Genomic DNA, 25,099 nt, shown 5'->3' with positions numbered 1-25,099 from the left:
TTTTACACCATAGTTAAATTAATATTTATTATAGAAAAGATTTTTCTAATTACAGAAAAGTCTTTTTTTTATGAAAAAATTAGATTAAAATGTATAAAAGGGGTAAAAGGAAATTAGAAAGAAGAGGAGAGAAAAATGATTTTTACAAATGCAGTTGTGCTGTCAGTAATTATTTTGGCAGCCTTATGTTTAGCAAAAGTCCCTGTATTTTTCTCGCTGATGATTTCAGCAGTATGTGCAGGACTTTTTTCTGGAACAGGAATTACAGAAACGATGAAACTTCTCATAGGAGGAATGGGAAATAATGCAGAAACAGCTCTTAGTTATATACTATTAGGTTCACTGGCTTATTGTATGCAAGAAACTGGTGCAGCAGATATAATGGCTAAGAAGATTGGTTCGCTAGTTAAGGACAATAAAATTTTACTATGTGCAATTATAATTGTAATTGCTATAGCGGCAGAAACAATAATTCCAATTCACATAGCTTTTATACCAATTTTAATACCACCACTTCTAGCAGTGACTAACAAGATGAAAATGAACAGAAAGATGCTTTCTGTTTCCTTTGGTTTCGGACTCAAGGCACCTTATATTGCCCTACCTATTGGTTATGGTGCAATATTTCACGGCTTGATTGTAGATTCCTTTGCTAGATCAGGACTTACTATTACAGATAAGGATGTAACAGGAACTAACTGGATAGTTGCACTTATAATGTTTTTAGGTCTATGTGCTGGCTTGATTTTCTTTATGAAGGATAAGGAATATGACACTAAAAGTGTTGAAGGTAAAATAATTGAAGTGCCAGAAAAATTGGAAAAGAAACACATAATTGTTCTTTTATCTGGAGTAATAACAGTTGTTGTTCAAATTCTCACAAACTCACTTCCACTTGGAGCCTTAATTGGACTAATATTTGTAGTTGTAACAGGCGTAGTTAAGTGGTCTGATATGCAAAAGATGCTTGACGGTGGCATTAAGATGATGGGATTTATTGCCTTTGTAATGCTCTTGGCAGCAGGATATGCAGAAGTAGTTAAAGAGTGTGGAGCAGTTGACGATTTAGTTCAAGTAGCGACTAAATTCTTAGGTGGCTCAAAACTTGTAGCATCCTATGTAATGATTCTTTTAGGACTTATGATTACTCTTGGAATAGGAACATCCTTTGGTACAGTTCCTATTATTTCAGCAATTTATGTGCCAATTGCATCAAGTCTTGGATATTCAATTCCAGCTACTATTTTACTTGTAACTGTAGCAGCAGCTTGTGGGGATGCAGGTTCACCAGCATCTGATACAACTTTAGGACCTACATCTGGTCTTTCAGTTGACGGGCAACATGAGCACATCAAGGATACTTGTATTCCACAAATTTGTTTCTTTGGAGTGCCACTAATTTTAATAGGCGGATTTGTCACAACCTTAATTTAATATCAATAATAAAGACAAAAGAGGCTTCTGCGGGGTGAACAGAAGCCTCTTCTTTTTTGCCAAAATATAAGTAAAGGACGTAAAATAAATTTTTATTTTACTTAATATATTATAACTCTATGATAGAAAAAGTAAAGAAATATTTTGCCATGTGAATAGTATTCCACAATGTGGTTTATCTATTTTTTTGGCAGTCAGGACAGATGCCACGAAGTTCAACTATATGGTTTGTGACAGTGTAGCCAGTTTCTTCTTCAGCAATTTTTTCGAAATCTGAAATTGGACAATTTTCTATGGCAGAAATTTTGCCGCATTTGTCGCAAACTATGTAGTGTCTGTGACCCATATTTGCAAATTCAAAATAATAAAGTCCATTGTGATACAAGTTTTTCTTCAAAATATTTTTATCAGTAAGTTCATTTAGCATCCTGTAAAGGGAAGTGAAGCTAGGCAGAGATTTTTTGTCCACAGCTTCAAAAATTTCCTCTGTATTCATGGGTACATGAGAATTATATAGAAGATCCAAAAGGGCAAGCCTTCCCTTAGTTACCTTTAAATTATTTTTCTTTAATATATCTTCAAAATTTTTCAAAAATTCACCTGCTTTCAATCTTATAAGTATTATATCAAAATTTATTTAATTTAAAAAATTACTTTAAAAATGAAAAAATTTTGCTATAATAATTAATGGAAATCATTATTGTTTAGGAGGAAAAAAGAAAAATGAAAAATATTAAAAAATTATTAATTTTATTAGCGGGAATAGTTTTATTCTCAGGCTGTTCTAAGGCAGCAGAAACAAAGGATGCTGGGAAAGATACAGAAAACAAGGAAGGGCTAAAGGTTTATGCCTCAGTTTATCCAATCTATGACTTTGCCAAAAAGATTGCTGGCGACAAGCTTGATGTTGAGATGGTAATGCCACAAGGTACTGAACCTCATGGCTGGGAACCAGATACTAATGCCATAAAAAAACTCGAAAATGCAGATTTATTTATCTACAATGGTGCAGGTCTTGAATCATGGACTGACAAGGTAATTGATTCTCTATCAAATAAGGATTTAAAAGTAGTGGAAGCTTCAGAAGGCGTGGAACTTATTAAGTCAAATCATGACCACGAAGATGAAGATCATGACCACGACCATGAAGGGGCAGAAGAAAATCACAATCATGAAGCAGCTGAAAACAACCAAAATCACGAAGCTGAGGATCATGAACATGAAGGTCACCACCATGGACTAATGGATCCCCATGTTTGGATTTCACCAAAGAATGCAAAAATTGAAATGGAAAACATAAAGAATGCTTTAGTGGAACTTGACAAAGAAAATGCAGATTATTATGAGTCAAATTACCAAAAATATGCTAAAATGTTAGATGAACTTGATGCAAAATATTCTGAACAATTAAGCCCTCTTCCAAATAAGACTATTGTAGTTAGCCATGAAGCTTATGGATACTTATGCAAGGACTACAATTTGACTCAAATTGGTATAAAGGGTATAAATGCAGAAACTGAGCCAGATGCAAAGAAAATGGCTGAGATAATTAACTATGTAAAAGAAAATAAAATCACAACTATTTTCACAGAAGAGTTAATTGATCCAAAAGTTTCAAAAATTATTGCCGATGAAACGGGATGCCTTGTGAAGGTCCTTTCACCAATTGAAGGATTAAGCGAAGAACAAATAAAAAATAATGAAGATTATTTTAGCATCATGGAAGAAAATTTAGAAAATTTAGTAGGTGCTTTAAAATAGTGAAGGAAAAATTGTTAGAAATCAAAAATCTAAGCTTTAAATACAGCGATGACTTAGTTTTAGATGATATAAATTTTGATGTCTATAGGGGCGACTATATCGCCCTTATAGGTTCTAACGGTGCCGGAAAGTCGACTTTAGTTAAGCTGATTTTAAATCAACTTAAACCACTTACCGGCACTGTTTCTTTTTATACAAAAAATGGATTAAAGGATATTGGCTATGTGCCACAACTATCTGTCCCATCTTCTTTGGAATTTCCAATAACAGTTACAGAATTATTGTCTCTTGCACTTTATCCAAAGAACAAGGGCTTTAGAAAATTAAAATCTTATGACAGGGAAAAAATTACAAATAACCTAAGTCTTGTTGGCATGGAAAAATATAAGGATAGACTGTACACTGAGTTATCTGGTGGTCAAAGGCAGAGAGTTTTAATTGCCAAGACCCTTGTAGCCACACCTGAGTTTTTAATCTTAGACGAGCCCATGACTGGTGTGGACAGAGAATCTAAGGATTCACTATTTCATCTTTTGAGCCACATCAATAGAGAACACAATATTACAATTTTAATGATCACCCACAATCTTGAAGAAGTGGAAGAAAATGTAAATAAAGTTTTTGAGATAAAAGACGAAAAAATTAGGGAAGTGAAATAATGGAAATCTTTCAATATTCATACATGATAAAGGCACTAATAGTTGGAGCCTTCTTGTCAATAATTATCCCTTGCATGGGTGTTGTAGTTGTCAATAAAAAGATTTCTGTAATAGGCGATGCCCTATCCCATGTGTCCCTTGCTGGTGTAATGCTGGGACTAATCACTTCAACTTCGCCAGTTCTTGGAGCCCTAGTCTTGTGTGTTCTCGGCTCTTTATTTTTGGAATATGTGAGGACAAAATTTCCTGGTTATCAAGAAATTTCCTCTGCAATCTTAATGAGCACAGGCATTGGTCTAGCATCACTTTTTTCTGGTTTTGTAAAGACAAGTGCCAACTTCGAAGAATATCTTTTCGGCTCTATAATTGCCATACCAGAATTTGATTTTTATTTGATCTTAATAGTTTCAGTAGTGGTATTTATTTTATTTTTCTATCTTTTTACTGACCTCATGTATATTTCCTTTGACGAGTCATCGGCGAGATTATCAGGAGTAAATGTTGATAGGGTAAATTTAATTTTTATGATTTTAATTGCAGTTACAATTTCTGTCTCTGCAAGAACTGTTGGGATTTTAATTATATCATCACTAATGGTAGTGCCAGTGGCATCAGCCATGCAGTTTAAGCTGGGATACTTAAAGACCACTATACTTGCATCAATCTTTGGTTTTATTTTTACAATAACAGGGCTTGTGGCATCCTTTTATATAGGACTAAAGCCAGGCGGGGCAATTGTATTAATTGGAGTTTTATTTTTAACAATTATACTTTTAATAAAGAAAAAATAAGAGTGAGGACGGCATGTGTCCCCACTCTTTATTAATATGTTAAGTTTTAATTTTTAACTAATAGTGAACATAATCTTCTTCATAGAAATATTTAAAATGCGAAGATGCTCCTGTTAGAGAAAAATACAATTCACCACCTTCGCCAATACCAACACTTCCGCCACCAGTAGTGTTAATTGTACCGTTATTATAGAAGTCTCCATTAATTGAGTAATAAATTTTTGTGTTAGTTTCTAAGTTATAGTATATGTTACCTGCAAAAGTTTTTGATTTTGAATTATACTGTCTATTCATATCAACTTTTAAGATTTTATAAATATAATAAGCACCATGACGAGAATCAACTTGAATATAAAATTTTAATGTAGGTTTATAGTCTGGACTTACATTTAAAGCTTTAGATAATGTAGCATAAGAAAAATCTTTTAATTCAGCTTCATTATTATTTGAAAAATCTCCAGCAAGAATAGAATATATTTCACTTTCAGTATATCCATCTTCTAGCATGGTATTGAACATTTCATCATAGGTTAATAATTTGTTTTCAGAAGGGTCAATATCTATAGTTTCCTTTTTAATATTTAATTTATCAGAATTAGCAAATATAAGTAGAAGAGATACAAAAAGTAATGAACTTAAAAGTAAGAATTTTTTAAATAAATTCATGATTGTCCTCCTAAAAAATAAATAATCTTAATTAAAATAATCTCTCATCTAATTACCTCTAATAAATTTTAATATAGATAGCGAAACTTTTCAACGATATTAAGATAAAGTAAAAATATTTTAGCTTAAAAACAAGAAGATTCTTTATTTATAGGCATCTTTGTTTTATTATAGAGAGAGCAAGGCATAGGAGTGTTTTATGAAAATTCAAGTTAAAGAAAATAATTATACAATAGATATTGATTATAAAAGTGATGAAAAGTTAAGGGACTATTTATTTAAAAATGAAGACGCAAAATTTTTAGTTATAACTGACGAAACTGTATTTGCTATTTACAGCGAGAGATTAAAAAAACTTATGGCTGGCTTAAATTATTTTATTTATAAATTTCCTGCTGGAGAAAAATCCAAGTCCATGGAAAACTATATAAGTATAAATAAATTTTTGCTGGAAAATAATTTTAACAGAGGGGACATAATCATTGCTTTTGGTGGCGGTGTTGTTGGCGATATATCTGGTTTTGTGGCAGCAACTTATCTTAGGGGAATTGACTTTATCTCTGTGCCAACTACACTTCTTTCCATGATCGACTCTTCCGTTGGCGGAAAAAATGGCATAAATTTTATGAATTTAAAAAATCAAATTGGCGCCTTTTATTTTCCAAAATATGTCCACATTGATTACAGTTTTTTGGAAAGTCTTGACCAGAGAAATATTAACAATGGACTTGCAGAAATTTTTAAATATTCCGTCTTAAGGGATAGGGAGTTTTTTGATTATTTAAAATCTGCAAAAAAACTCGACTATGAAAAAATTATTTATAAGTCTTTAAATATTAAGCTGGACTTTGTGCGAGATGACGAGAGGGACAGGGGCAAGAGACAAAAGCTAAACCTGGGTCACACTATCGGTCATGGCATAGAATCTCTTTCAAATTATAAACTAAACCATGGCGAAAGCATTGGCATTGGAACAATTTATATGGCAAGGGCTACCTACAAGATGGGGCTTGCGGAAGATGATTTCTCAGAAGACTTAATAAGAGCCTTTAAAAATCATAATCTTCCAACTGATTATGACTTTGAGACGGAAGAAATTTTGGAGATTTTAAAGCACGACAAGAAGATAAATAAAAATCTCATAAATGTAATTCTTCCAGTAAAAATTGGTCAAGTTATAAGTAAAAAAATTACTTTTGATGAGCTTAAAAAAATAATTGATTTAGGTAAGGAAAATGAATAGAATTATTGAAAATAAAAAATTATCTGGAGAAATTTCTGCAATTACATCAAAATCCTATGCCCATCGTGCAATTTTTTGTGGAGGGCTGGCAAGGGGAGAATCTGTAATAGAGATTGATGACCTTTCAAAGGACATAGAGGCATCTCTTAATGCCCTAAAGGCCCTTGGGGTTAGGGTAAAAAAAATAGGAAATAAATTTTATTTTGATCCACCAGAAAAATTCTCTGGACCAGTTACTATTGATGTCAATGAAAGTGGCTCTACCCTTAGGTTTTTGCTGCCAGTCCTTGCCGCCCTTGGTCTTGAGTCAAAAGTCATTAGGAGGGGAAGTCTTGTGGGGAGAACTAACTCTGTCTACTTCAATGAATTTCCCAAGCATGGAGTAGATCTTAAAGAAGTTGGAGATTCAATTTATTTAAGAGGAAAGCTAAAGGATTTTAATTTCAATCTTCCAGGGAATATTAGCTCCCAGTTTATATCTGGACTTATGCTTGCATCAGGCTTTTTCCAGGAAGATTTTAATATAAGGCTCACAAGTGAAACTGAATCAAAGCCCTATATTGACATGACAATAGATGTAATGAAAAATTTTGGAGTTGAAGTAATTGAAGGTAAAAATTCTTTCACTTGCAGGGGAAAATTTTCTCCAGCAAATTATGTGGTGGAAAAAGACTGGAGCAACGCACTATTTTTTTTGGCAGCTGGCGTAAAGGTCCTGGGACTTAATAAAAATTCACTGCAGGGAGATAGGCATGCCTTAGAATTTTTAAGGGACTTGGGTTATGTTAATATTTCTAAAGAAGACTTTCAGCTAAAAAAAATAAGAGATGGGAAGAAAAATGTTCTTCTAGATGCAAAAAATATGCCCGATGCCGTTCCAATTCTTTCAATAATGGCGGCACTTTCAAATACAGAGACGGAAGTTATAAATATAAAGAGGTTAAGGTTAAAGGAAAGCGACAGGGTAAAGAGCACTGTAGATATGCTGGAAAATTTGGGAGTAGAAGTAAAATTATTTGAAGACTCCTTTTCCTTTAGGGGAGTAGAAAAATTTAAGTCTGGGAAAATAAATACTTATAATGACCATAGAATTGCCATGGCTGCCTCTATTGCAGCTACTTTTGCAGATGGTCCAATTACAATTAATGATAGCCAGTGCGTGGAAAAATCCTATAAAAACTTTTTTGATGATTTTAAATCTTTAGGAGGTAAGACAAATGTCATATAGCTTTGGCAAAAATTTTAAAGTAACACTCTTTGGTCAGTCACATTCTGAGAATCTTGGAATTGTCATTGAGGGAATTAGTGCAGGATATAAAATAAATAAAGATTTAATAAGAAAAAACCTTGAGAGAAGAAGACCTGGCAGGAATAATTTTTCCACTGCTAGAAAGGAAGATGACGATTTTAAAATCCTAAGTGGAGAAGTTGAAGGCATAACTTGTGGGGCACCAATATGTGCAATTATCGAGAACAAGGACCAAAGAAGCAGGGACTACGAAAACATAAAGGACAGACCTCGCCCATCTCACGCAGACTATCCAGCCTATGTTAAATTCAAGGGCTTTAACGACATAAGAGGCGGCGGACAATTTTCTGGCAGGATGACTGCTCCCATAGTCATTGCAGGTTCTATTGCTGAAGATTTGCTTTTAAAGAGGGGCATAAAAATTTTCTCTAGGATAAAAAGCTTAGGCGATGAAAGTGACATTGACTTAAATTTAAATGATATTGGCGAAGAAAAACTTTACGATTTAAAAAATGAAGACTTCCCAGTTTTTGAAGATTCAGCAAGAGAAAAAATGCAGGAAGAAATTTTAAGGGCAAAGGAAGAGGGAGATTCCCTTGGCGGAATTGTTGAGACTTTTATTTTAAATATGCCAGTGGGCATTGGCGAGCCTTTTTTTGATTCTCTCGAGTCGGTAATTTCTCACGCAGTTTTTTCTGTTCCCGGCATAAGAGGAATTGAATTTGGCTCTGGATTTGAGGCAGCAAAAATGTGCGGGAGCAGTCACAATGATGAATATTATTATGAAAATGGACAAGTAAAGACTAAGACCAACAAGCACGGGGGAATAATTGGTGGACTTTCAAGTGGCATGCCAATAATTTTTAGGACAGCAGTGAAGCCTACCAGCTCCATTGGGAAGAGACAAAGGACCATATCACTAAGAGATAAAAAAAATGTAGACCTAGAAATTGTGGGAAGACACGACCCTTCAATTGTGCCAAGAGCCCTAGTTGCCATTGAAATGATTACTGCTATTGCAATTTTAGACTTAGTAATGGAAGGTGAAAGATGAAAAATTTAGATGAGTCAAGAAAAAATTTGGACGAAATTGATTCACAAATTGTCCATCTTTTAGAAAAGCGAATGGAAATTTCCAAGGAGATTGGAATTTTTAAAGCAAATAATAATTTAAAAACAGAAGACTCGGGTCGGGAAGATGAAATTATAAAAAACTTGGAAAATAAAATTGCTCCAGAATTTAAAGATGCCATAAAGCCAATTTATTGTGAAATTTTTAAGGAGAGCAAAAAAATAATTTCGAGAGTTAAGGATGAAAATTTTAAGTTTGGACTTATTGGTGAAAGTTTGTCCCACAGCAAATCCAAGGAAATTCACGAGTTATTTGGAAGATATGACTATAATTTAAAAAATTTAAAACAAAATGAAGTGGAAGATTTTTTTGAAAAGAAAAATTTTAGGGGAATTAATGTTACTATTCCCTACAAGGAACTTTCTATAAAATATTTAGACCAGGTTGACCCTCTTGCCAGAGAAATTGGTGCAGTTAATACAATTGTTAATAGAGACGGAGAATTATTTGGCTATAACACAGACTATCTTGGCTTTGATTATTCCTTAAAATATTTTGACCTTGACCTTAAAGATAAAAAGATTTTAGTTCTTGGTTCTGGCGGTGCAAGTAAAATGGTTCAAAAACTTGCAGCTGATAGGGGAGCCAAAAGGGTAGTTGTCATTAGCAGAAGGGGAGAAAATAATTACGACAACATAGAAAAATTTAGTGACTTTAACCTAATTATTAATGCAAGTCCAGTAGGCATGCACCCAAATAATATGGAGTGCAAGGTGGACTTAAGTAAATTTAAAAAGCTAGAGGCTGTAATAGATTTAATTTACAATCCCCTTAATACAAAATTAATTTTAGATGGGAAGAAGCTTGGCATAAAAACTATGAATGGACTTTTAATGTTAGTTGCTCAAGCCTTCTTTGCAGGAGAACTTTTTTTAGATGAAAAATTAGATGAATCTTTAATAGAAAAAACTTATTTAAAAATGAAAAGTGACATGGAAAATATTGCCCTTGTTGGCATGCCTTCCTGCGGTAAGACTACAATGGCAAGGCTATTGTCAGAAAAATTAAATAGAGTTTACTTTGACACAGATAAATTAATCGAGGAAAGGGAAGGAAAAATCCCAGAGATTTTCGAAAAAAAAGGCGAAAAATATTTTAGAGACCTTGAGACAAGTGTACTAGAAGAGGTCTCCAAAAAAACTGGAATAATAATTGCCACTGGCGGCGGCACACCCCTAAGGGAGATTAATAGAGACCTTCTTTTGCAAAACTCACTTGTAATATATTTAGACAGGGACATAAAAAATCTTGAGACAGAGGGAAGACCTCTCTCAAAAAATTTTGAGACCCTAGAAAAAATGTATGGAGAGAGAAATAAAATTTACCAAGATATTTCACACATAAAGATAAAAGTTATTGAAGATGAGGAAAAGACTTTGGAGAAAATTCTGGAGGAAATAAAAAATTATGAAAATTTTAGTAATTAATGGTCCCAATATGAATATGCTTGGAATTCGCGAAGTCAATATTTATGGCAGGGATACTTACGAAAATTTGTTAAAATTAATAGACCAAGTTGCTCATGAAGAAAACATTGAAATCCAGGAGTTTCAATCAAACCATGAAGGGGATCTTGTGGATAAAATTCAAGCTGCCTACAAAAAAGTTGACGGCATTGTTATAAATCCAGCTGGCTACACTCACACCAGCGTGGCAATTTTAGATGCCCTAAAGGCTGTCAGCATTCCCACAGTTGAAGTTCACATTTCAAAGGTTTCAGAGCGTGAAGATTTTAGGCAAGTTAATTTTATAAGGTCCTATGTTATAAAATCCTTTGAAGGCTATGGAATAGAAGGCTACAAAAAGGCAATAATTTATCTAAAAAATTATTTAAGGGAGCAAAAATGAAATCACTTATAATTGACAATTACGATTCTTACACTTACAACCTCTTTCAGTTAATTGGAAAGGTCAGTGGTATTGAACCTCTTGTAATTAAAAATGACGAGATGACTTATGAGGAAATTTTAGATTTAGACTTTGACAATGTAATTATTTCTCCAGGTCCAGGCAGCCCTGATAAGGAAAAGGACTTTGGAGTTTGTAAAGACATCATTGAAAAACTTGATAAGCCAATTTTGGGAATTTGCCTCGGTCATCAGGGAATTTATTATTATAATGGTGGCAAAATTTTAAGGGCAAGTGAACCCATGCACGGCAGACTTAGCCAGGTAATTCACAATGGCAAAAATTTATTTAAGGGAATAAAAAATAATTTTGTTGTAACTAGATATCACTCACTAACTTGCCAGGATAAGGAACTTGAAAGTATAAATATTGACGCAAGGACTCCCGATGGAGTTGTCATGGCAATTTCTCACAAGACTAAGCCAATCTATGGCCTTCAATTTCATCCTGAATCCATAGCAAGTGAATGCGGCGAAAAATTAATTGAGAATTTTATAAATATTTGCAGAGAATTTTATAAGGAAGACCAATTTTATTATGAAATAATTGATAAAAGTTTTGATACAAAAAATATTTATGAAAAACTTTATAAATATGACCATAAAACTCTTTGGCTGGACTCAAGCAAGGTGGAAGAAGGTCTTTCAAGGTTTTCAATTTTTGGATTGCAAGGTCCAAAGGCTCACACAATAAAGTATGACGTGGATAAAAGTCTTGTAGAAAAAACCTTTCTTGATGGAAGAGAAAAGGAAAGCTTTAATACAGACATCTTCACTTATTTAAAAGAAAATCGAAAGAGATGGACTTACAAGGAATCACTTCCCTTTGATTTTCAATTGGGCTACATTGGCTACTTGGGTTATGAATTAAAAAAAGATACAGAAAAGGTCACAAATAAGAATTCCTACGACTATCCCGACGCTTACTTTAAGTATTGCGACAGGGCTCTTGTCTACGACCACAGAGATGAAAAGCTCTACATCCTATCTTGCCAAGAGGACAAAGATTGGATTAAAGAGATAAAAAATATTTTGGAAGAAAATTTTGAAGAAAGAATTAAAGAGACAAGCAAGAAAGATTTTCCAAAATTAAAATTTGTAAAGAATAAAAAAACTTATATAGAGGACATAAAAAAGATAAAAGACTTAATTTGCCAGGGAGAGACTTACGAAGTATGTCTTACAAATCGCTTAGACATCTATGATAAGCTCGATGGCAAAAAGTATTACATGAATCTTCGAGAAAAAAGCCCAGGACAATACTCTGCCTTCTTGCCCCTAGATGAGATAAAAATTGCCTCATCTTCCATGGAAAGATTTTTAAAGGTGGATAAAAATAAAATTGTGACGACAAAGCCAATTAAGGGTACTATTAGGAGAGGAAACAACCTAGAAGAAGATCAAAAACTTATTGATGAACTTCGAAATGAAGAGAAGACCAAATCTGAAAATTTAATGATTGTGGATTTACTTAGAAACGATTTGGGTAAATTTTGTGAGATTGGTTCAGTTGAAGTGCCAAAGTTAATGGATGTTGAGACCTATAAAACTCTCCACCAACTTGTGACTACAGTTTCGGGAAAAATTAAAGAGGATGTTGATATAATTGATGTGCTGAAAAATACTTTTCCAGGCGGGTCTATGACAGGTGCGCCAAAAAAACGCACACTGGAAATCATTGACCAGTTGGAAAATTATCCTCGCGGGATTTATTCAGGCACAATCGGTTTTATATCAAATAATTCTACAATGGATTTTAATATTGTCATAAGAACTGCCCTTATAGAAGAAGACAGGGCGACTCTTGGAGTAGGTGGAGCCATAATTCTTCTATCAGATGCAGAAGAAGAATTTGAGGAAATTGTCTTAAAGGCAAAGGGGTCTCTCAATGCACTAGGAGCTTATTACAATAATTTTGATGAGATAGATATTGAGGGAAGCAAAGGATAATGAGTGAAATGAGTAAAGGGAAAATTGTAAAAATTAGAGATGTAAATGTGGGAGGAGGCAAGCCAATAATTATTGCTGGACCTTGCTCCATTGAATCTCGAGAACATATTATTGAAGAAGCAAAAGCCTTAAAGGAAAGGGGCATAGACATTCTAAGAGGTGGAGCCTTTAAACCAAGGACAAGTCCCTTTGATTTTCAAGGGCTTGGCTTTGAAGCTGTAAAATATTTAAGGGAAGCATCTGATAAGACAAATCTACCCATAGTTACAGAAGTCTTAAGCGAAGACCATGTTGATGCTATGGTGGACTATGTAGATGCCTTTCAAATTGGCTCTCGCAATATGTATAACTATGCTCTTTTAAAAAAAGTTGGAAAAACTATGAAGCCAATAATTTTAAAGAGAGGTTTTTCTGCAACTCTTAGAGAATGGGAAATGGCTGCAAAATATATTGAAGTTGAGGGAAATGAAAATATAATTTTTTGTGAGAGAGGCATCAGGACCTTTGAGACTGAGCTTAGGAACACTCTTGACTTTGCAGGAGCCTATTATATAAAAGAAAAGACTGGCTATCCAGTTATAATAGACCCAAGTCATGGCACTGGCAGGCGAGACTTTATTGAGCCCATGGTTAGGGCGACACTTGCCCTTGGTCTTGATGGAGTCATGATTGAAGTTCATGAAAATCCTGACCTGGCAAAAAGTGATGGACAGCAAACTATTGACTACGAGACTTATGAAAAAATTGCAAAGTTCCTAGGAGAATTTAATGAAAATAGAATTTGATGATGGATTTTCCTTTGGCAAGGGCGCCTTTGAAACTATAAAAGTAGTTGATGGCGACCCTCTCTTTTTAGAAAAACATTTAGAACGATTAAAAAAGTCTTTAAAATTTTTTGGCATTGAAAGAAAAATTGATGAGGAAAAAATTTATGGCTATATAAAAAATTCAAAAGAGAAAAATTTTGCCCTAAAGCTTATAGTTTCTGATGAGAATTTTATTTTGACAAGTCGCAAGGACAATTACAGAGATGAAAATAAAAGCCTTAGCTTAAAAATTTCTAAGGTTAGGAGAAATAGCACTTCAAAAATAATTTATCACAAGAGCCTTTGTTACTATGAAAATATTTTGGAGCACAGGTGGGCTGTGGAAAGTGGTTATGACTCAGCCCTTTTCTTAAATGAAAGGGATGAGGTTTGCGAAACTTCCTTTGCAAATATTTTTTTCGTGAGAGATCATAAAATCTTTACTCCAGAAATTTCTTCAGGACTTTTAAGGGGAACTATGAGAGATTTCCTCCTTGAAAACTTTGAAATCAATGAAGAAAAAATTTATGCCAAAGATTTAGCAAGTTTTGATGAGTGTTTTATTTCAAATTCCTTGATGGGCGTGAGAAATGTCACGTCAATTGACGAAATAAAATTTACTGGCGTTGACAAGACAAGGGACATTCAAGAAAAATTAAAAATTTATGGATTTTAAGAGACTGGCGAGACCAGTCTTTTTTAATTTGCTAAAGAAGAAAATTAAATAGATGAAGAAAATTCTTTTTTGTTGTAAAATTAAAGTAATGAAAAGGTGATTTTATGAAAAAAACAAATGCAATGAGAATCCTTGAAGGGGAAAATATAAATTTTGAAATAATCGAATACTCAACTAAGGACGGAATTGGCGGAGTAGATGTTGCAGAAAAATTAGGAGAAGACAAAAATAGGGTCTTTAAAACTCTTGTCACAGAAGCAAAGGATGGCGAGCATTATGTCTTCGTCGTTCCTGTTTCCAGTGAACTTGATTTAAAAAAGGCAGCGAAGGCATCAAATTCTAAAAAAATTGAAATGATTCCACAAAAAAAACTTCTTCCACTGACTGGTTATGTTCATGGAGGTTGTTCTCCCGTTGGCATGAAAAAATCTTTTAAAACTTTTATAGACTCATCAGCAGAGGACTTAGACTACTTTTATGTTAGCGGAGGGAAGGTTGGCATGCAAATAAAAGTCAATCCCAAGGAATTAATTTCTGCAATTGATGGAGAATTTTCTGATATTAAAAAGGAGTAAGTATGTACAGAGATATTTATGAAAAATGGCTTGCAAGTGAAAATTTAGATGAAAATTTGAAGCGAGAACTTTTGAATATTAAAGATAATGATGAAGAAATTGAAGACAGGTTTTATAAGGATTTAGAATTTGGCACTGCAGGACTCCGTGGCATTTTAGGCGCAGGCACAAATCGCATGAATTATTTAACTGTAGGAAGAACAGCTCTTGCTCTTGCTAATTTAATCGACAGCCTTGGCGAAGATGCAAAGAAAAGAGGAGTGGTAATAGGTCGTGACATAAGGCATTACTCCTACGAATTTTCAATTTTAACTGCAAAAATTTTGGCAGAAAAGGGCATTAAGGTTTACCTCTTCCCAGGCATTGTTCCAACACCACTTCTTGCCTATGCAATTAGGTACTTAAAAACTATTTCTGGCATAATGATTACAGCCTCTCACAATCCAAAAAATTACAATGGCTTTAAACTTTATTGGGAAAAGGGCTCACAAATTTTATCAGACATTGCTGATGAGGTGGAAGCGGAATCACAAAAAATTGACATCTTAGATTTTGATTTTGCCAGCTTAAAAAAATTAGGCGACTATGAAAATATAAGATTCCTTGGAGATAGGATCACTAAATCTTTTTACAGAAATACATTAAAACACACTCTTACTGATGATGTGGACAAGGAAATAAAAATTGTCTACACTCCACTAAGTGGCTGCGGCAATAAGTATGTGAGAAAAATTTTAGCCCTTCGCGGCTTTAAAAATGTTTATGTAGTTCCTGAACAAGAAAATCCCGACGGAGATTTCAGCAATGTGACAAATCCTAACCCAGAAGACCCAAGGGCCTTTGACAGGGCAATAGAACTTGCAAAAAAAGAAAATGCCGACATAATTATTGCAACAGACCCTGATTCAGATAGGGTGGCTGTAATGGAAATGGGCGAAGAAATTTTTAGAATCACTGGCAATCAAATGGGCTTTATCCTTGGAAACTTTATTTTGGAAAGAATTAAGGATAAAAATATAGAAAATGGTGCTCTTGTTAAGACTCTTGTAACTGCCGATTTGATTAAAAAAATCGCTGCAGACTATGGCGTAGAAGTCTTCGAAACATTAACGGGCTTTAAAAATATTTGTAATCTTCCAAATATTTGGGATGAAACTGGCGAGAAGAATTTTATCTTTGGCTACGAAGAGTCCATTGGCTATGTAATTGGCGACCACATAAGAGACAAGGACGCCATTGGCACATCAATGATTGTGGCAGAGCTGGCAGGCTACCTTAAGAAGAGAAATTTAAAAATAGGAGATTATTTGGAAGAAATTTATAAAAAATATGGTTATTATGAAGAATTTTTAGACTCAGTTTATTTTGAAGGCAAAGATGGAAAAGAAATCATGAAAAAAATCATGGATGATTTTAGAAAGATTGAAGACTTTGAAAAAATTGGCGACCTAAAGAAAAAAGTTGACTATATAGAGGACGAGGAAAATCCACAAGATTTATTAAAATTTTATTTTGGCGAAGAAACTTGGTTTGCCTTAAGGCCATCAGGCACAGAGCCAAAATTAAAAATTTATGCCTATGCAGTTTCTGAAAATAAAGATGAAGCGAAAAGAAAGATAAGGGCAATGAAAGAAGAAATAATGGAAAAAATCCAGGCAAGCAGGTGATTTAATGATACTATTTTGTGACTTTAACCCAAAAATTGTTAGAGAATTTAAATTAAATAATGAGACAGAAAATATAATTGAAAGCTCAAAAATTTATCCCGGCGGCAAGGGTCTTTACATGTCTCTATTTGCAAAAAAACTTGGCGTGGACTCAGAAGTTTTTATGCTAAAGGGAAGCACTAGGGGTAGAGAAATTGCTCTCAGCTTAAGCCGACTTGGCATTGATGTAAATTATACAGCCCTCAAGGATGAAAATGTTGAAGAAGTTATAATAAGGGGCGCAGATTTTGTAAAAGATTATAAGACCCAATATCCTAGAATCACTATGGAGGACAGGAACGACATTTTAAATTCCTTTGAAAGAGCCCTTTACAACAAAAAAATTGCTGTAATTCCAAAAATTGATTTACTTGGACTTGATGATGAGATTTACCATCGACTTATTACAATTTGCTTTAAAAACAATATAAAAGTTGCCGTAAATCCAAAAAATCTCCAGACAATAGAAAAGACTAATCCCTATATTTTAGTCTTTGACAAGGATGACATTGAAAAGGAAAAAAATATTAACTACACTGGCGAAGTTATTAACTACAACAAAAAATTTATTCAAGCTGGAGCTAAAATTGTCCTTGTAAATAGCAAGAGAGCCACAATAATTTCCACAGAGGATAAAAATTATAGGGCCTATGTCAATAAGGAAAAATTGGGCAGAAAAGAATTGACAGAAAAATTTGACACAGAACTTTCTCTTGCAGGTCTAGCCATGGCTCTTGACAGAGATTACGATTTTATCACTTCAATAAAGCTTGCAATATCCTGTGGAGTGTGGGAAAATTTTGTTGAAAAAGATGTAATTGAAATGAGCGCTATTAAAAAAATTATGAATAGCGTTGAAGTTGAAGAAATTTAAGAGGAGGATAAATGAAAAATTTTCACTTAAATAGAGATAATGTGCTCTTTGCCTTTATTGACATTCAAGACAAACTTTTAAAGGCCATGTATAACAAGGAAGAAATTGTAAAAAATTCTACAATTATGGCAAAGGTGGCAAGTATTATTGGGGCAGAAGCAATTTACACAGTCCAGTATCCAAAGGGACTTGGCTACACCAATGAAGAAGTTAAAGCGCCACTAAAGGATAAGGAAGAATTTCCAAAGCTTACTTTTAATTCCTATGGCGATGAAGGAATAAAAAATGAAATTGATAGACTTGGTAAAAAACAAATTATTATCTGCGGCATGGAAACACATATTTGCGTTTTCCAAACAGTGAGGGCACTTTTAGAAGCTGGCTTTGAAGTTTTTGTAGTAGAAGATGCTCTTGGCTCAAGGTCAGAAAAAAATACTAAAAATGGCATGGCACAACTTCGTGAAATGGGTGCAGTTATAACAAATACAGAGACAGTTTTATTTGACCTAGCAGGCATTGCAGGCACAGATGAATTTAAAACTTTACAAAAATTAATTATTTAATCGAGGAGCTTCCAGGTGGAGCTCTTTTTTGTTTTCACTGTGATATAATTACTTTGGTGATAAGATGAAAATAATTCACGCAGGTGATTTACATTTAAAAAAATTTTACAGGGGAAGACTTCCTCTTGAAGTTTCAAATAAACTTTTAGAGGATACTTGGCGTGCCTTTAAAGACTTAGCTGACTTTTCTAATGAAGTCCAGGCAGATATTTTTTTACTTGCTGGCGACTTATTTGAGAGAGAATTTTTTAACCTAAGGGACTTAAAGAGATTTCTAGATATAATTGAGACCATTAAGGCAAAGGTCTTTGTAGTCTTTGGAAATCACGACTATCTTTCATCTGACAATTTATTTTTAAAGGTAGATTTGCCAGAAAATTTATATATATTTAAAAGTGACTTGGATTTTTATGAATTAAGTGACTTAAATACTAGAATTTATGGAATATCCTATGACAATTATAATTTCAAGAAAGATTTTAGCCAGGTGAAACTTGATAAAAACTTTATCAATATTGGTCTCTTTCACTCTGACTTAAAAGACGAGAGGTATTTACCTCTTGATGAAAGTTTTATGAGAGAATTTAATTATCTGGCACTGGGTCACATCCACAAGAGAGGCAAGGTCCTTGACAATGCCTACTACTCTGGCTCACTGATTCCACTTTCCTTTAAGGACCAAGGCAAGAGGGGAATAATTTTTTTAGATGATGAGAAAAAAACCCTTGAATACAAAGATTTTTCCAGGAGAGAGTTTGTAAATCTTGATGTAAAAATAAGTGAAGACATGACTTTTTCTGAAATTTTAAAAGACCTTCAAGAAAAAATAGAAGAAGACAATTTATATAGGATTACTCTTAAGGGAAAGAGCTTGCACAAAAGGGAAATTGAAAGCTTTTTGAGAGAAAATCTTTCAGCCTTTTATTTTGAGATAAATAATGAACTGACACAAGCCCTTGAAGGTGACTTTGAAATTAAAGACAAGTATATTCTAGATCTCCTTGACACTTTTTCTGATGAAGAAATAGAAAGAGATGCCAGAGACCTTTCTAGGGAGTACATTTTGGAGCAATATTATGATATTTAAGGAACTGGGAATTTTAAATTTTGGAAAATTTGAAAATAAAATAATAGAGCTTGACAGGGGTCTTAATTTAATTTCAGGAGAAAATGAGGGCGGCAAGTCCACTATCGTTAATTTTATAGATGGAATTTTTTACGGCTTCAGCAGAGACTCTCTAGCAAGAAAAGTTCGCGATGATATTTTTGAAAAATCAAGACCCTGGTCTTCCAATTTATATAGGGGCTATGTGCTTTTAAGTGACCAGGACGAAAATTATAGGCTGAGTCGAGACTTTGATGCCGATGAAATTTCTATATTAAATATAGAAAATGGCGAAGATCTCTCCAAGGATGAGAGAAATTATTTAAATTCACGAATCCCACAGCCTGGTCTCATATTTTTTGACATGAGCAGAAAGCTCTACAAATCTAGTTTTTTTATTTCTCAAAGATTTTCTCAAGTGGAAGAAGATGCTGCAGGAGAAATAAAAAATAAAATCGACAACTTTTCTGTCTCTCAAGATGAAAATCTTGATTTGACAAAGGTCCTGGACAAGATGAATAAAGATTTAGATGACTTGGGTACTAAGAGGCGAAAGACATCTGAAATTGGAAGGACCTATGGAGAGCTAGAAAAAATTACAGCTGATAAAATAAATTTTGTAAGCTTAAGGGAAAATTATGAAAAAACTGCCCAAGCCCATAAAGATGCTGAGGAAGAATTAAAGGATCTTGAAGATAAGATGAGGGGCAGAAAGCTTTTTGAACTCCAAGAATTAAAAAAGAAGTTAAAGGAAAGCCAAGAAGAAAAGATTAGGCAGGATGAAAATTTTGATTTTTCTGACCTTGAAAGAGCCATTGAAATAAATAGGTCTACGGGACTTTATTCAAGCAAGCTTGACGATTTACTTTCCCAAGAAGGTCATATTTTTGAAATTGACGATGATGCAGAACTTGACTACAAGAGATTTAAGGAAATTAAAGAAGAAATTGCACTTTTAAATGAAAATAATTTTTCTAAAGAAATAGAAATAATTTCTGCAGACATAAAAAACATAGAAAAAGTTGCCTTTAAATACTTTTTAAAAATATTTTTATCATGTCTTGCAGGTGGAGCCACAGTCTTTCTTTCAATTTATTTGAAAAAATATTTTTTCATAATTTTTTCTATAATATTTTTTACTTATTCTTACTTTAGAATTGTAAAATACAGAGAAAACAAGGACCTTTTGCATCGCCTAAAAAACAAACTCATAGATTTTAAGAAAAAATCCATGGACAAAACCATAAAGAAGAAAGAATTTGATAAGGATTTTGCTGAACTTCTTGAAAAATATCAGGCAAGAGATATAAAGACTCTTTCAGAAATTTTAGAGAAAAAAAAGGAAGAAAACTTAAAAAATATTTCTAAAAATGAGTACAATGAAAGTTGGAAGGAAAAAAATCACCTTGAAATAAGAGAGACCAAGGAAAAAATTTCAAATCTTGAAGCAGAACTCCTAAAAATTTTTGAAAAATATGGCGTAAAAAACATTAAAGACTTAAAAAATTTAGTTTATGAACTTAAAGACTCCAATAAGGACAAGACAAGTGAATACGAATATAGAATTGAAGCCCTTGAAAGAGAAAATTTAAGTGGCAAAATTTATAATGAAGAGTCCCTAGAATCAATTTCAGGCAAAATTAAAGAAGTCACAAGAGAAATTTCAAACTTAGAGGGAATTTTAAAAACTCAGGAAGAATCCTTGGAAAAACTGAGAAGCCTAGAAGAAAAATCCTTTGAGCTTGAGGATAAACTTAAAAAATTAGAATATAGGAGAGAACTTCTAGAGCTTTCTATAGATAAATTTGAGAATTTTATAAATCTAAGGAGAAGAGACACTCTGCCTATTTTAAAAAATAATATTTCAAATTATTTGGACAAGATGACCTCATCTAAGTACAGCGAAATTTTAATTGATGACAGATTTGACATAAAGGTATATGATAAAAATGTTGGCGATTATGTAGCTTTAGACAGGCTAAGCCTTGGCACCATGGACCAAATTTATCTTGCCTTTAGGCTTTCTATTTCAAAAATAATTACTGACAAAAAAATTCCCCTTGTACTTGACAGCCATTTCGACTCCTACGATGATGAAAGGCTAAGAAACACTCTGGAAGTCTTAAAGGATGAAGAGCAAGTTTTAATTTTTTCAAGTTCAAATAGGGAAAGAGAAATTTTAGATAAATACAATTTGACATATAATTTAATTAAACTTTGAGGTGTATATGATATTCGCAATAGGAGATCTTCACTTCGATTATACAGAAGAAAAACCTATGGATATTTTTGGAGACAAGTGGGAAAATCACGAAGAAAAAATAATTGAAAACTGGAAAGAAGTGGTCAGTGATGAAGACCTAGTTCTCCTGCCAGGAGATATTTCTTGGGCACTAAAACTAGATACAGCAGCCCTTGACTTAAAGAGAATTGATGACCTACCTGGAACCAAAATAATTTCCAAGGGCAATCACGATTACTGGTGGTCTTCCCTAAACAAGATGAACAATTTAGACTTGAAGACCATTCACTTTTTGCACAACAACTCCTTTGAATACAAAGATTATTCCATTTGTGGAACGAGAGGTTGGGCTTCTCGTGATTCTTTTGAATTTTCGGAAGATGATGAAAAAATATATTTGAGAGAGGTCCAGAGACTTAAAAACTCCCTGGATTCCTGTGTAAACAAAAAAATAATTGCCATGATTCACTATCCACCCTTTAACCAAGATTTGAGACCCAATGAATTTTCTGAGACTCTCTCAGACTACAAGGTGGAAAAATGTATCTACGGTCACCTTCATGGCAAGGGTCACAAGTATTCCTATGAGGGAGAACTCTTGGGAGTGGAATATGAATTTGTTGCAAGCGACTACTTAGATTTTAAGTTAAAAAAAATTTTGGAGGACTAATGGAAAGAGAAATTGAAGTTAAACTTCTTGATATTGACATAAAAGATTTTGAAGAAAAAATAAAAGCCCTAGGCGCTGAATTTGTAAAGGAAGAAGATCAAATTAACATTACAGTTAATTCAACGGCACATAAAATTTATAAGAAGCATGGCTATCTTAGAATTAGGGTTGCCAAGTCTGAGGGCCAAGAGAAAAAATATTTTACCTTTAAGGAAAATATTTCTGACATAAAGGTTAGGGACAATATAGAACACACTACTGAAATAAATAGTGTGGAAGATTTAATAAATATTTTAAAATGTCTTGGCTATGACAAATTTCACAAGGGCTACAAGAACAGAAAAAAATATAGTTTAAATTCCCTTGTCATTGACATTGACACTTGGGATGAAGACACTTATCCAAAGCCTTATGTGGAGATTGAAGCGCCAAGCATGGAAGAAATTTATAGCCTCGTTGATGAACTTAAAATAGATAGAGAACATGTATCTACAATGTCTATTGACGAACTTAGAAAATCTTTAAAAAAATAGTGTGACATATATAATTAATGTGTTATAATATTTTTAGCAAATAAGGAGGAGCTTATGTCTAAGTATAATTATATTAAATGGTTTGATGAAATTGGTAAAGAAGATGTAGGAATTGTCGGAGGAAAGGGCGCAAACTTAGGTGAACTAACTAGTTTTGGACTACCTGTGCCTCCAGGATTTTGTGTCACTGCAAGTGGCTACACAAAATTTATTAAATACGCAGAACTTGACGAAGTTGTAAAATTTTTGATGGAAGCTGTAGATGTTGAAAATGTTGATGAACTTACTAATGCTTCAAAGGAAATCCAAAAGAAAATAAAAGAAAAAGAATTTGACCCAGAACTAAAAGAAGAAATTTTATCTGCTTACAGAGAATTTTCTGAAAACATTGGAGTTAAAGACCCAGAAGTTGCTGTTAGATCTTCAGCTACTGCAGAAGATTTGCCTGACGCATCCTTTGCAGGACAACAAGATACTTACTTACACATTTCTGGTGAAGAAGAACTTTTAAATCACATAAGAGATTGCTTCGCATCACTTTGGACTTCAAGGGCAATTTATTACAGAGAAAAACAAAATTACGATCACTTTGATGCTGCTCTTTCAGTAGTTATTCAAAAAATGGTTAACTCTGAAAAATCTGGTGTAATGTTTACAGCAAACCCTATTAACAACAGCAAGGATGAAATGATGATTAACGCAAGCTACGGACTTGGCGAAGCTGTTGTATCAGGAATTGTAACGCCTGACGAATATATTATTGACAAAAAGACAAAAAAAGTTATCGAAAAAAATATTTCTGAAAAAGAATACATGGTAATTAAAAATGAAGATGGCGTTGGAACTAGAGTAGTGAATGTAAAAGACATCTTAGGACCTGATGCAGTAAAGGCTGAAGCACTTTCTCCTAAGGAATTAGACACTCTTGTTGAAAGAGGACTTAAGGTAGAAAAACTTTACGGCTCAGTACAAGACACTGAATGGGGCTTTGACAGAGACACTAAAGAATTTTACTTCCTACAATCAAGACCTATTACAACTCTTGGCGACAAGGAAGAAAAGGAAGAAAAATTAATCACTCTTGTTAAGGGACTTCCTGCTTCTCCAGGAATTGGCAGAGGAAAAGTAAAACTTATAAAGGACATTTCAGAAATCAACCTTGTTGAAGAAGGCGATGTACTTGTAACTGCCATGACTAACCCAGACATGGTTCCTGCAATGAGAAAGTGTGCTGGAGTTGTTACTGACGAAGGCGGAAGAACTTGTCACGCAGCTATAGTTTCAAGAGAACTACAAATTCCATGTATAGTTGGAGCAAAAACTGCAACAAAAACACTAAAGACAGGGGACACTGTAACAGTTGATGCAGTAAGAGGAATTGTTTACGAAGGCGAAGTTCTAAAGGAAAAAGAAGAAAAGAAATCTCCTGACTCTCCAAATGTTTCAAGCATTGCAAACCTAGATGAACTTAGAAATCTATTTGCACCAACAACTGCAACTAAGATTTACATGAACCTTGGCGAACCAGAATTAATTGAAAAATATAAAAACTTGCCAATGGACGGCATTGGACTTATGAGAACTGAATTTATTTTCACAAATATGATTGGTGCTCACCCAATGTATTTAGTAAAGACTGGTCAAGGCGACTTAATGATAGATAAACTTGCTGAAGGAATTTCTAAAGTTGCACAAGCAATTTATCCAAAGAATTTAGTTGTTAGAACTTCTGACTTTAGGACAAATGAATTTAGAGGTCTAAAGGGAGGAGACGAAGTTGAGCCAATTGAAGCTAACCCAATGATTGGTTGGAGAGGCGTTTCAAGATATATTTCTCCTGAATACGAAGAAGGCTTTAGACTTGAATGTCGCGCTATTAAAAAAGTTAGAGAAGAATATGGACTTACAAATGTAATTGTTATGCTTCCTTTCGTAAGAACTCCTGAAGAACTTAGAGTTGTAAAGGGAATTATGGCTGAAGAAGGTCTAGTTCAATCTAAAAACTTTAAGATTTGGATTATGGCAGAAGTGCCAGCAGTAGTTCTGCAAGCAGAAGAATTTGCAGAATTAGTTGACGGATTCTCCATTGGATCAAATGACTTGACACAACTTGTAATGGGCGCAGACAGAGACTCTGGCGTTCTTAACAATATGGGCTACTTTGACGAAAGAAATGATGCGGTAAAAATTGCCCTAAAGACAATTATTGATGCAGCCAACAAAAAAGGAATCACTTGCTCAATTTGTGGACAAGGACCAAGCCAATACCCAGAACTTGCAGAATTTTTAGTTGAATGTGGAATCACTTCAATGTCAGTTAACCCTGACACAGTTGAATACACAAGAAGACTTGTTGCAAGTGTTGAACAAAAAATTATTTTAAAGAAACTTAGACAAATGTAAGATATAAATAAAGAAAGATCTCATGGCGACATGGGATCTTTTTTCATGCCTTAAATCATAATTTAAGTCATAAAAAATGGCTCTATGTCAAATATTGGGGAGACTCGTTAACTCGAGTCTCTCTTTTCATTTAAAAATCAATACTTAGACGCTA

Annotated in this window: 23 protein-coding genes; 21 read left to right on the top strand and 2 right to left on the bottom strand. The window is 33.7% G+C overall.

The features are described from left to right. Window positions 1–135 precede the first annotated feature (135 nt). Window positions 136–1,434 carry a Na+/H+ antiporter NhaC family protein gene (locus tag WMO19_RS04755; RefSeq protein ID WP_349170432.1) on the top strand — a complete coding sequence of 433 codons (1,299 nt, stop codon included), beginning with the start codon at window positions 136–138 and terminating at the stop codon, window positions 1,432–1,434. 175 nt (window positions 1,435–1,609) lie between these two features. Here WMO19_RS04755 and WMO19_RS04750 read toward each other — a convergent pair whose 3' ends face one another. After that, on the bottom strand, window positions 1,610–2,026 hold the full coding sequence (locus WMO19_RS04750; protein WP_349170431.1) for a Fur family transcriptional regulator: 417 nt from the start codon (window positions 2,024–2,026) through the stop codon (window positions 1,610–1,612). A 131-nt stretch (window positions 2,027–2,157) separates the two neighbouring features. Here WMO19_RS04750 and WMO19_RS04745 point away from each other — a divergent pair, with 131 nt between their 5' ends. The 3 genes from WMO19_RS04745 to WMO19_RS04735 are packed head-to-tail and all read left to right on the top strand — an operon-like array spanning window position 2,158 to window position 4,645. Continuing rightward, window positions 2,158–3,195 (top strand): metal ABC transporter substrate-binding protein, encoded by a 1,038-nt coding sequence (locus WMO19_RS04745; protein ID WP_349170430.1) that lies wholly within the window; start codon window positions 2,158–2,160, stop codon window positions 3,193–3,195. Next, complete coding sequence (locus WMO19_RS04740) at window positions 3,195–3,854, top strand: metal ABC transporter ATP-binding protein (protein ID WP_349170428.1); 660 nt, start codon at window positions 3,195–3,197, stop codon at window positions 3,852–3,854. The genes WMO19_RS04745 and WMO19_RS04740 overlap by 1 nt, the downstream gene beginning before the upstream one ends. Further along, a complete protein-coding gene (locus WMO19_RS04735) occupies window positions 3,854–4,645 on the top strand; it encodes a metal ABC transporter permease (protein ID WP_349170426.1) in 792 nt (263 codons plus the stop codon). The genes WMO19_RS04740 and WMO19_RS04735 overlap by 1 nt, the downstream gene beginning before the upstream one ends. Window positions 4,646–4,702: 57 nt before the next feature. Here the strand turns inward: WMO19_RS04735 and WMO19_RS04730 are convergent, their stop codons facing one another. Beyond that, window positions 4,703–5,311 (bottom strand): hypothetical protein, encoded by a 609-nt coding sequence (locus WMO19_RS04730; protein ID WP_349170424.1) that lies wholly within the window; start codon window positions 5,309–5,311, stop codon window positions 4,703–4,705. A 199-nt stretch (window positions 5,312–5,510) separates the two neighbouring features. Between WMO19_RS04730 and aroB the strand changes: the two genes are divergently transcribed. The 17 genes from aroB (at window position 5,511) to ppsA (ending at window position 24,945) form a co-directional block, all read left to right on the top strand. Further along, window positions 5,511–6,554, top strand: coding sequence for a 3-dehydroquinate synthase (aroB, locus tag WMO19_RS04725; RefSeq protein WP_349170423.1), 1,044 nt, complete (start codon window positions 5,511–5,513; stop codon window positions 6,552–6,554). Further along, window positions 6,547–7,782, top strand: a complete 1,236-nt coding sequence (locus tag WMO19_RS04720) for a 3-phosphoshikimate 1-carboxyvinyltransferase (protein ID WP_349170421.1) — start codon at window positions 6,547–6,549, stop codon at window positions 7,780–7,782. Before aroB ends, WMO19_RS04720 begins: the two co-directional genes overlap by 8 nt. Continuing rightward, window positions 7,772–8,857 carry a chorismate synthase gene (aroC, locus tag WMO19_RS04715; RefSeq protein WP_349170419.1) on the top strand — a complete coding sequence of 362 codons (1,086 nt, stop codon included), beginning with the start codon at window positions 7,772–7,774 and terminating at the stop codon, window positions 8,855–8,857. The genes WMO19_RS04720 and aroC overlap by 11 nt, the downstream gene beginning before the upstream one ends. Then, a complete protein-coding gene (locus WMO19_RS04710) occupies window positions 8,854–10,362 on the top strand; it encodes a shikimate kinase (protein WP_349170417.1) in 1,509 nt (502 codons plus the stop codon). Before aroC ends, WMO19_RS04710 begins: the two co-directional genes overlap by 4 nt. Beyond that, complete coding sequence (gene aroQ, locus WMO19_RS04705) at window positions 10,343–10,783, top strand: type II 3-dehydroquinate dehydratase (RefSeq protein ID WP_349170415.1); 441 nt, start codon at window positions 10,343–10,345, stop codon at window positions 10,781–10,783. Before WMO19_RS04710 ends, aroQ begins: the two co-directional genes overlap by 20 nt. Then, window positions 10,780–12,792 (top strand): aminodeoxychorismate synthase component I, encoded by a 2,013-nt coding sequence (gene pabB, locus WMO19_RS04700; protein ID WP_349170413.1) that lies wholly within the window; start codon window positions 10,780–10,782, stop codon window positions 12,790–12,792. The genes aroQ and pabB overlap by 4 nt, the downstream gene beginning before the upstream one ends. Continuing rightward, entirely contained in the window at window positions 12,792–13,577 is a 786-nt protein-coding gene (aroF, locus tag WMO19_RS04695) for a 3-deoxy-7-phosphoheptulonate synthase (protein WP_349170411.1), read from the top strand. The genes pabB and aroF overlap by 1 nt, the downstream gene beginning before the upstream one ends. After that, window positions 13,561–14,274, top strand: a complete 714-nt coding sequence (locus WMO19_RS04690; protein ID WP_349170409.1) for an aminotransferase class IV — start codon at window positions 13,561–13,563, stop codon at window positions 14,272–14,274. Before aroF ends, WMO19_RS04690 begins: the two co-directional genes overlap by 17 nt. Window positions 14,275–14,378: 104 nt before the next feature. After that, complete coding sequence (gene ybaK / locus WMO19_RS04685; protein ID WP_332087017.1) at window positions 14,379–14,849, top strand: Cys-tRNA(Pro) deacylase; 471 nt, start codon at window positions 14,379–14,381, stop codon at window positions 14,847–14,849. Between the two features lie 2 nt (window positions 14,850–14,851). After that, entirely contained in the window at window positions 14,852–16,516 is a 1,665-nt protein-coding gene (locus WMO19_RS04680) for a phospho-sugar mutase (protein WP_349170406.1), read from the top strand. Between the two features lie 4 nt (window positions 16,517–16,520). Further along, on the top strand, window positions 16,521–17,429 hold the full coding sequence (locus tag WMO19_RS04675; protein ID WP_349170405.1) for a PfkB family carbohydrate kinase: 909 nt from the start codon (window positions 16,521–16,523) through the stop codon (window positions 17,427–17,429). Between the two features lie 11 nt (window positions 17,430–17,440). After that, window positions 17,441–17,992, top strand: a complete 552-nt coding sequence (locus WMO19_RS04670) for an isochorismatase family protein (RefSeq protein ID WP_349170404.1) — start codon at window positions 17,441–17,443, stop codon at window positions 17,990–17,992. A gap of 64 nt (window positions 17,993–18,056) precedes the next feature. Then, complete coding sequence (locus WMO19_RS04665; RefSeq protein ID WP_349170402.1) at window positions 18,057–19,079, top strand: metallophosphoesterase family protein; 1,023 nt, start codon at window positions 18,057–18,059, stop codon at window positions 19,077–19,079. Continuing rightward, window positions 19,069–21,318, top strand: a complete 2,250-nt coding sequence (locus WMO19_RS04660) for an ATP-binding protein (protein ID WP_349170400.1) — start codon at window positions 19,069–19,071, stop codon at window positions 21,316–21,318. The genes WMO19_RS04665 and WMO19_RS04660 overlap by 11 nt, the downstream gene beginning before the upstream one ends. A 7-nt stretch (window positions 21,319–21,325) precedes the next feature. After that, window positions 21,326–22,009 (top strand): metallophosphoesterase, encoded by a 684-nt coding sequence (locus tag WMO19_RS04655; protein ID WP_349170399.1) that lies wholly within the window; start codon window positions 21,326–21,328, stop codon window positions 22,007–22,009. After that, on the top strand, window positions 22,009–22,542 hold the full coding sequence (locus WMO19_RS04650) for a class IV adenylate cyclase (protein ID WP_349170397.1): 534 nt from the start codon (window positions 22,009–22,011) through the stop codon (window positions 22,540–22,542). The genes WMO19_RS04655 and WMO19_RS04650 overlap by 1 nt, the downstream gene beginning before the upstream one ends. A 54-nt stretch (window positions 22,543–22,596) precedes the next feature. Next, window positions 22,597–24,945 carry a phosphoenolpyruvate synthase gene (gene ppsA, locus WMO19_RS04645; protein ID WP_349170396.1) on the top strand — a complete coding sequence of 783 codons (2,349 nt, stop codon included), beginning with the start codon at window positions 22,597–22,599 and terminating at the stop codon, window positions 24,943–24,945. Window positions 24,946–25,099: the final 154 nt, after the last annotated feature.

The organism is Peptoniphilus hominis (ex Hitch et al. 2025) (assembly GCF_040096015.1).
Taxonomy (GTDB): Bacteria; Bacillota; Clostridia; order Tissierellales; family Peptoniphilaceae; genus Peptoniphilus_A; species Peptoniphilus_A hominis.
The sequence above is the reverse complement of the archived record's forward strand: the minus strand, read 5'-3'. Positions and strand labels throughout refer to the sequence as shown.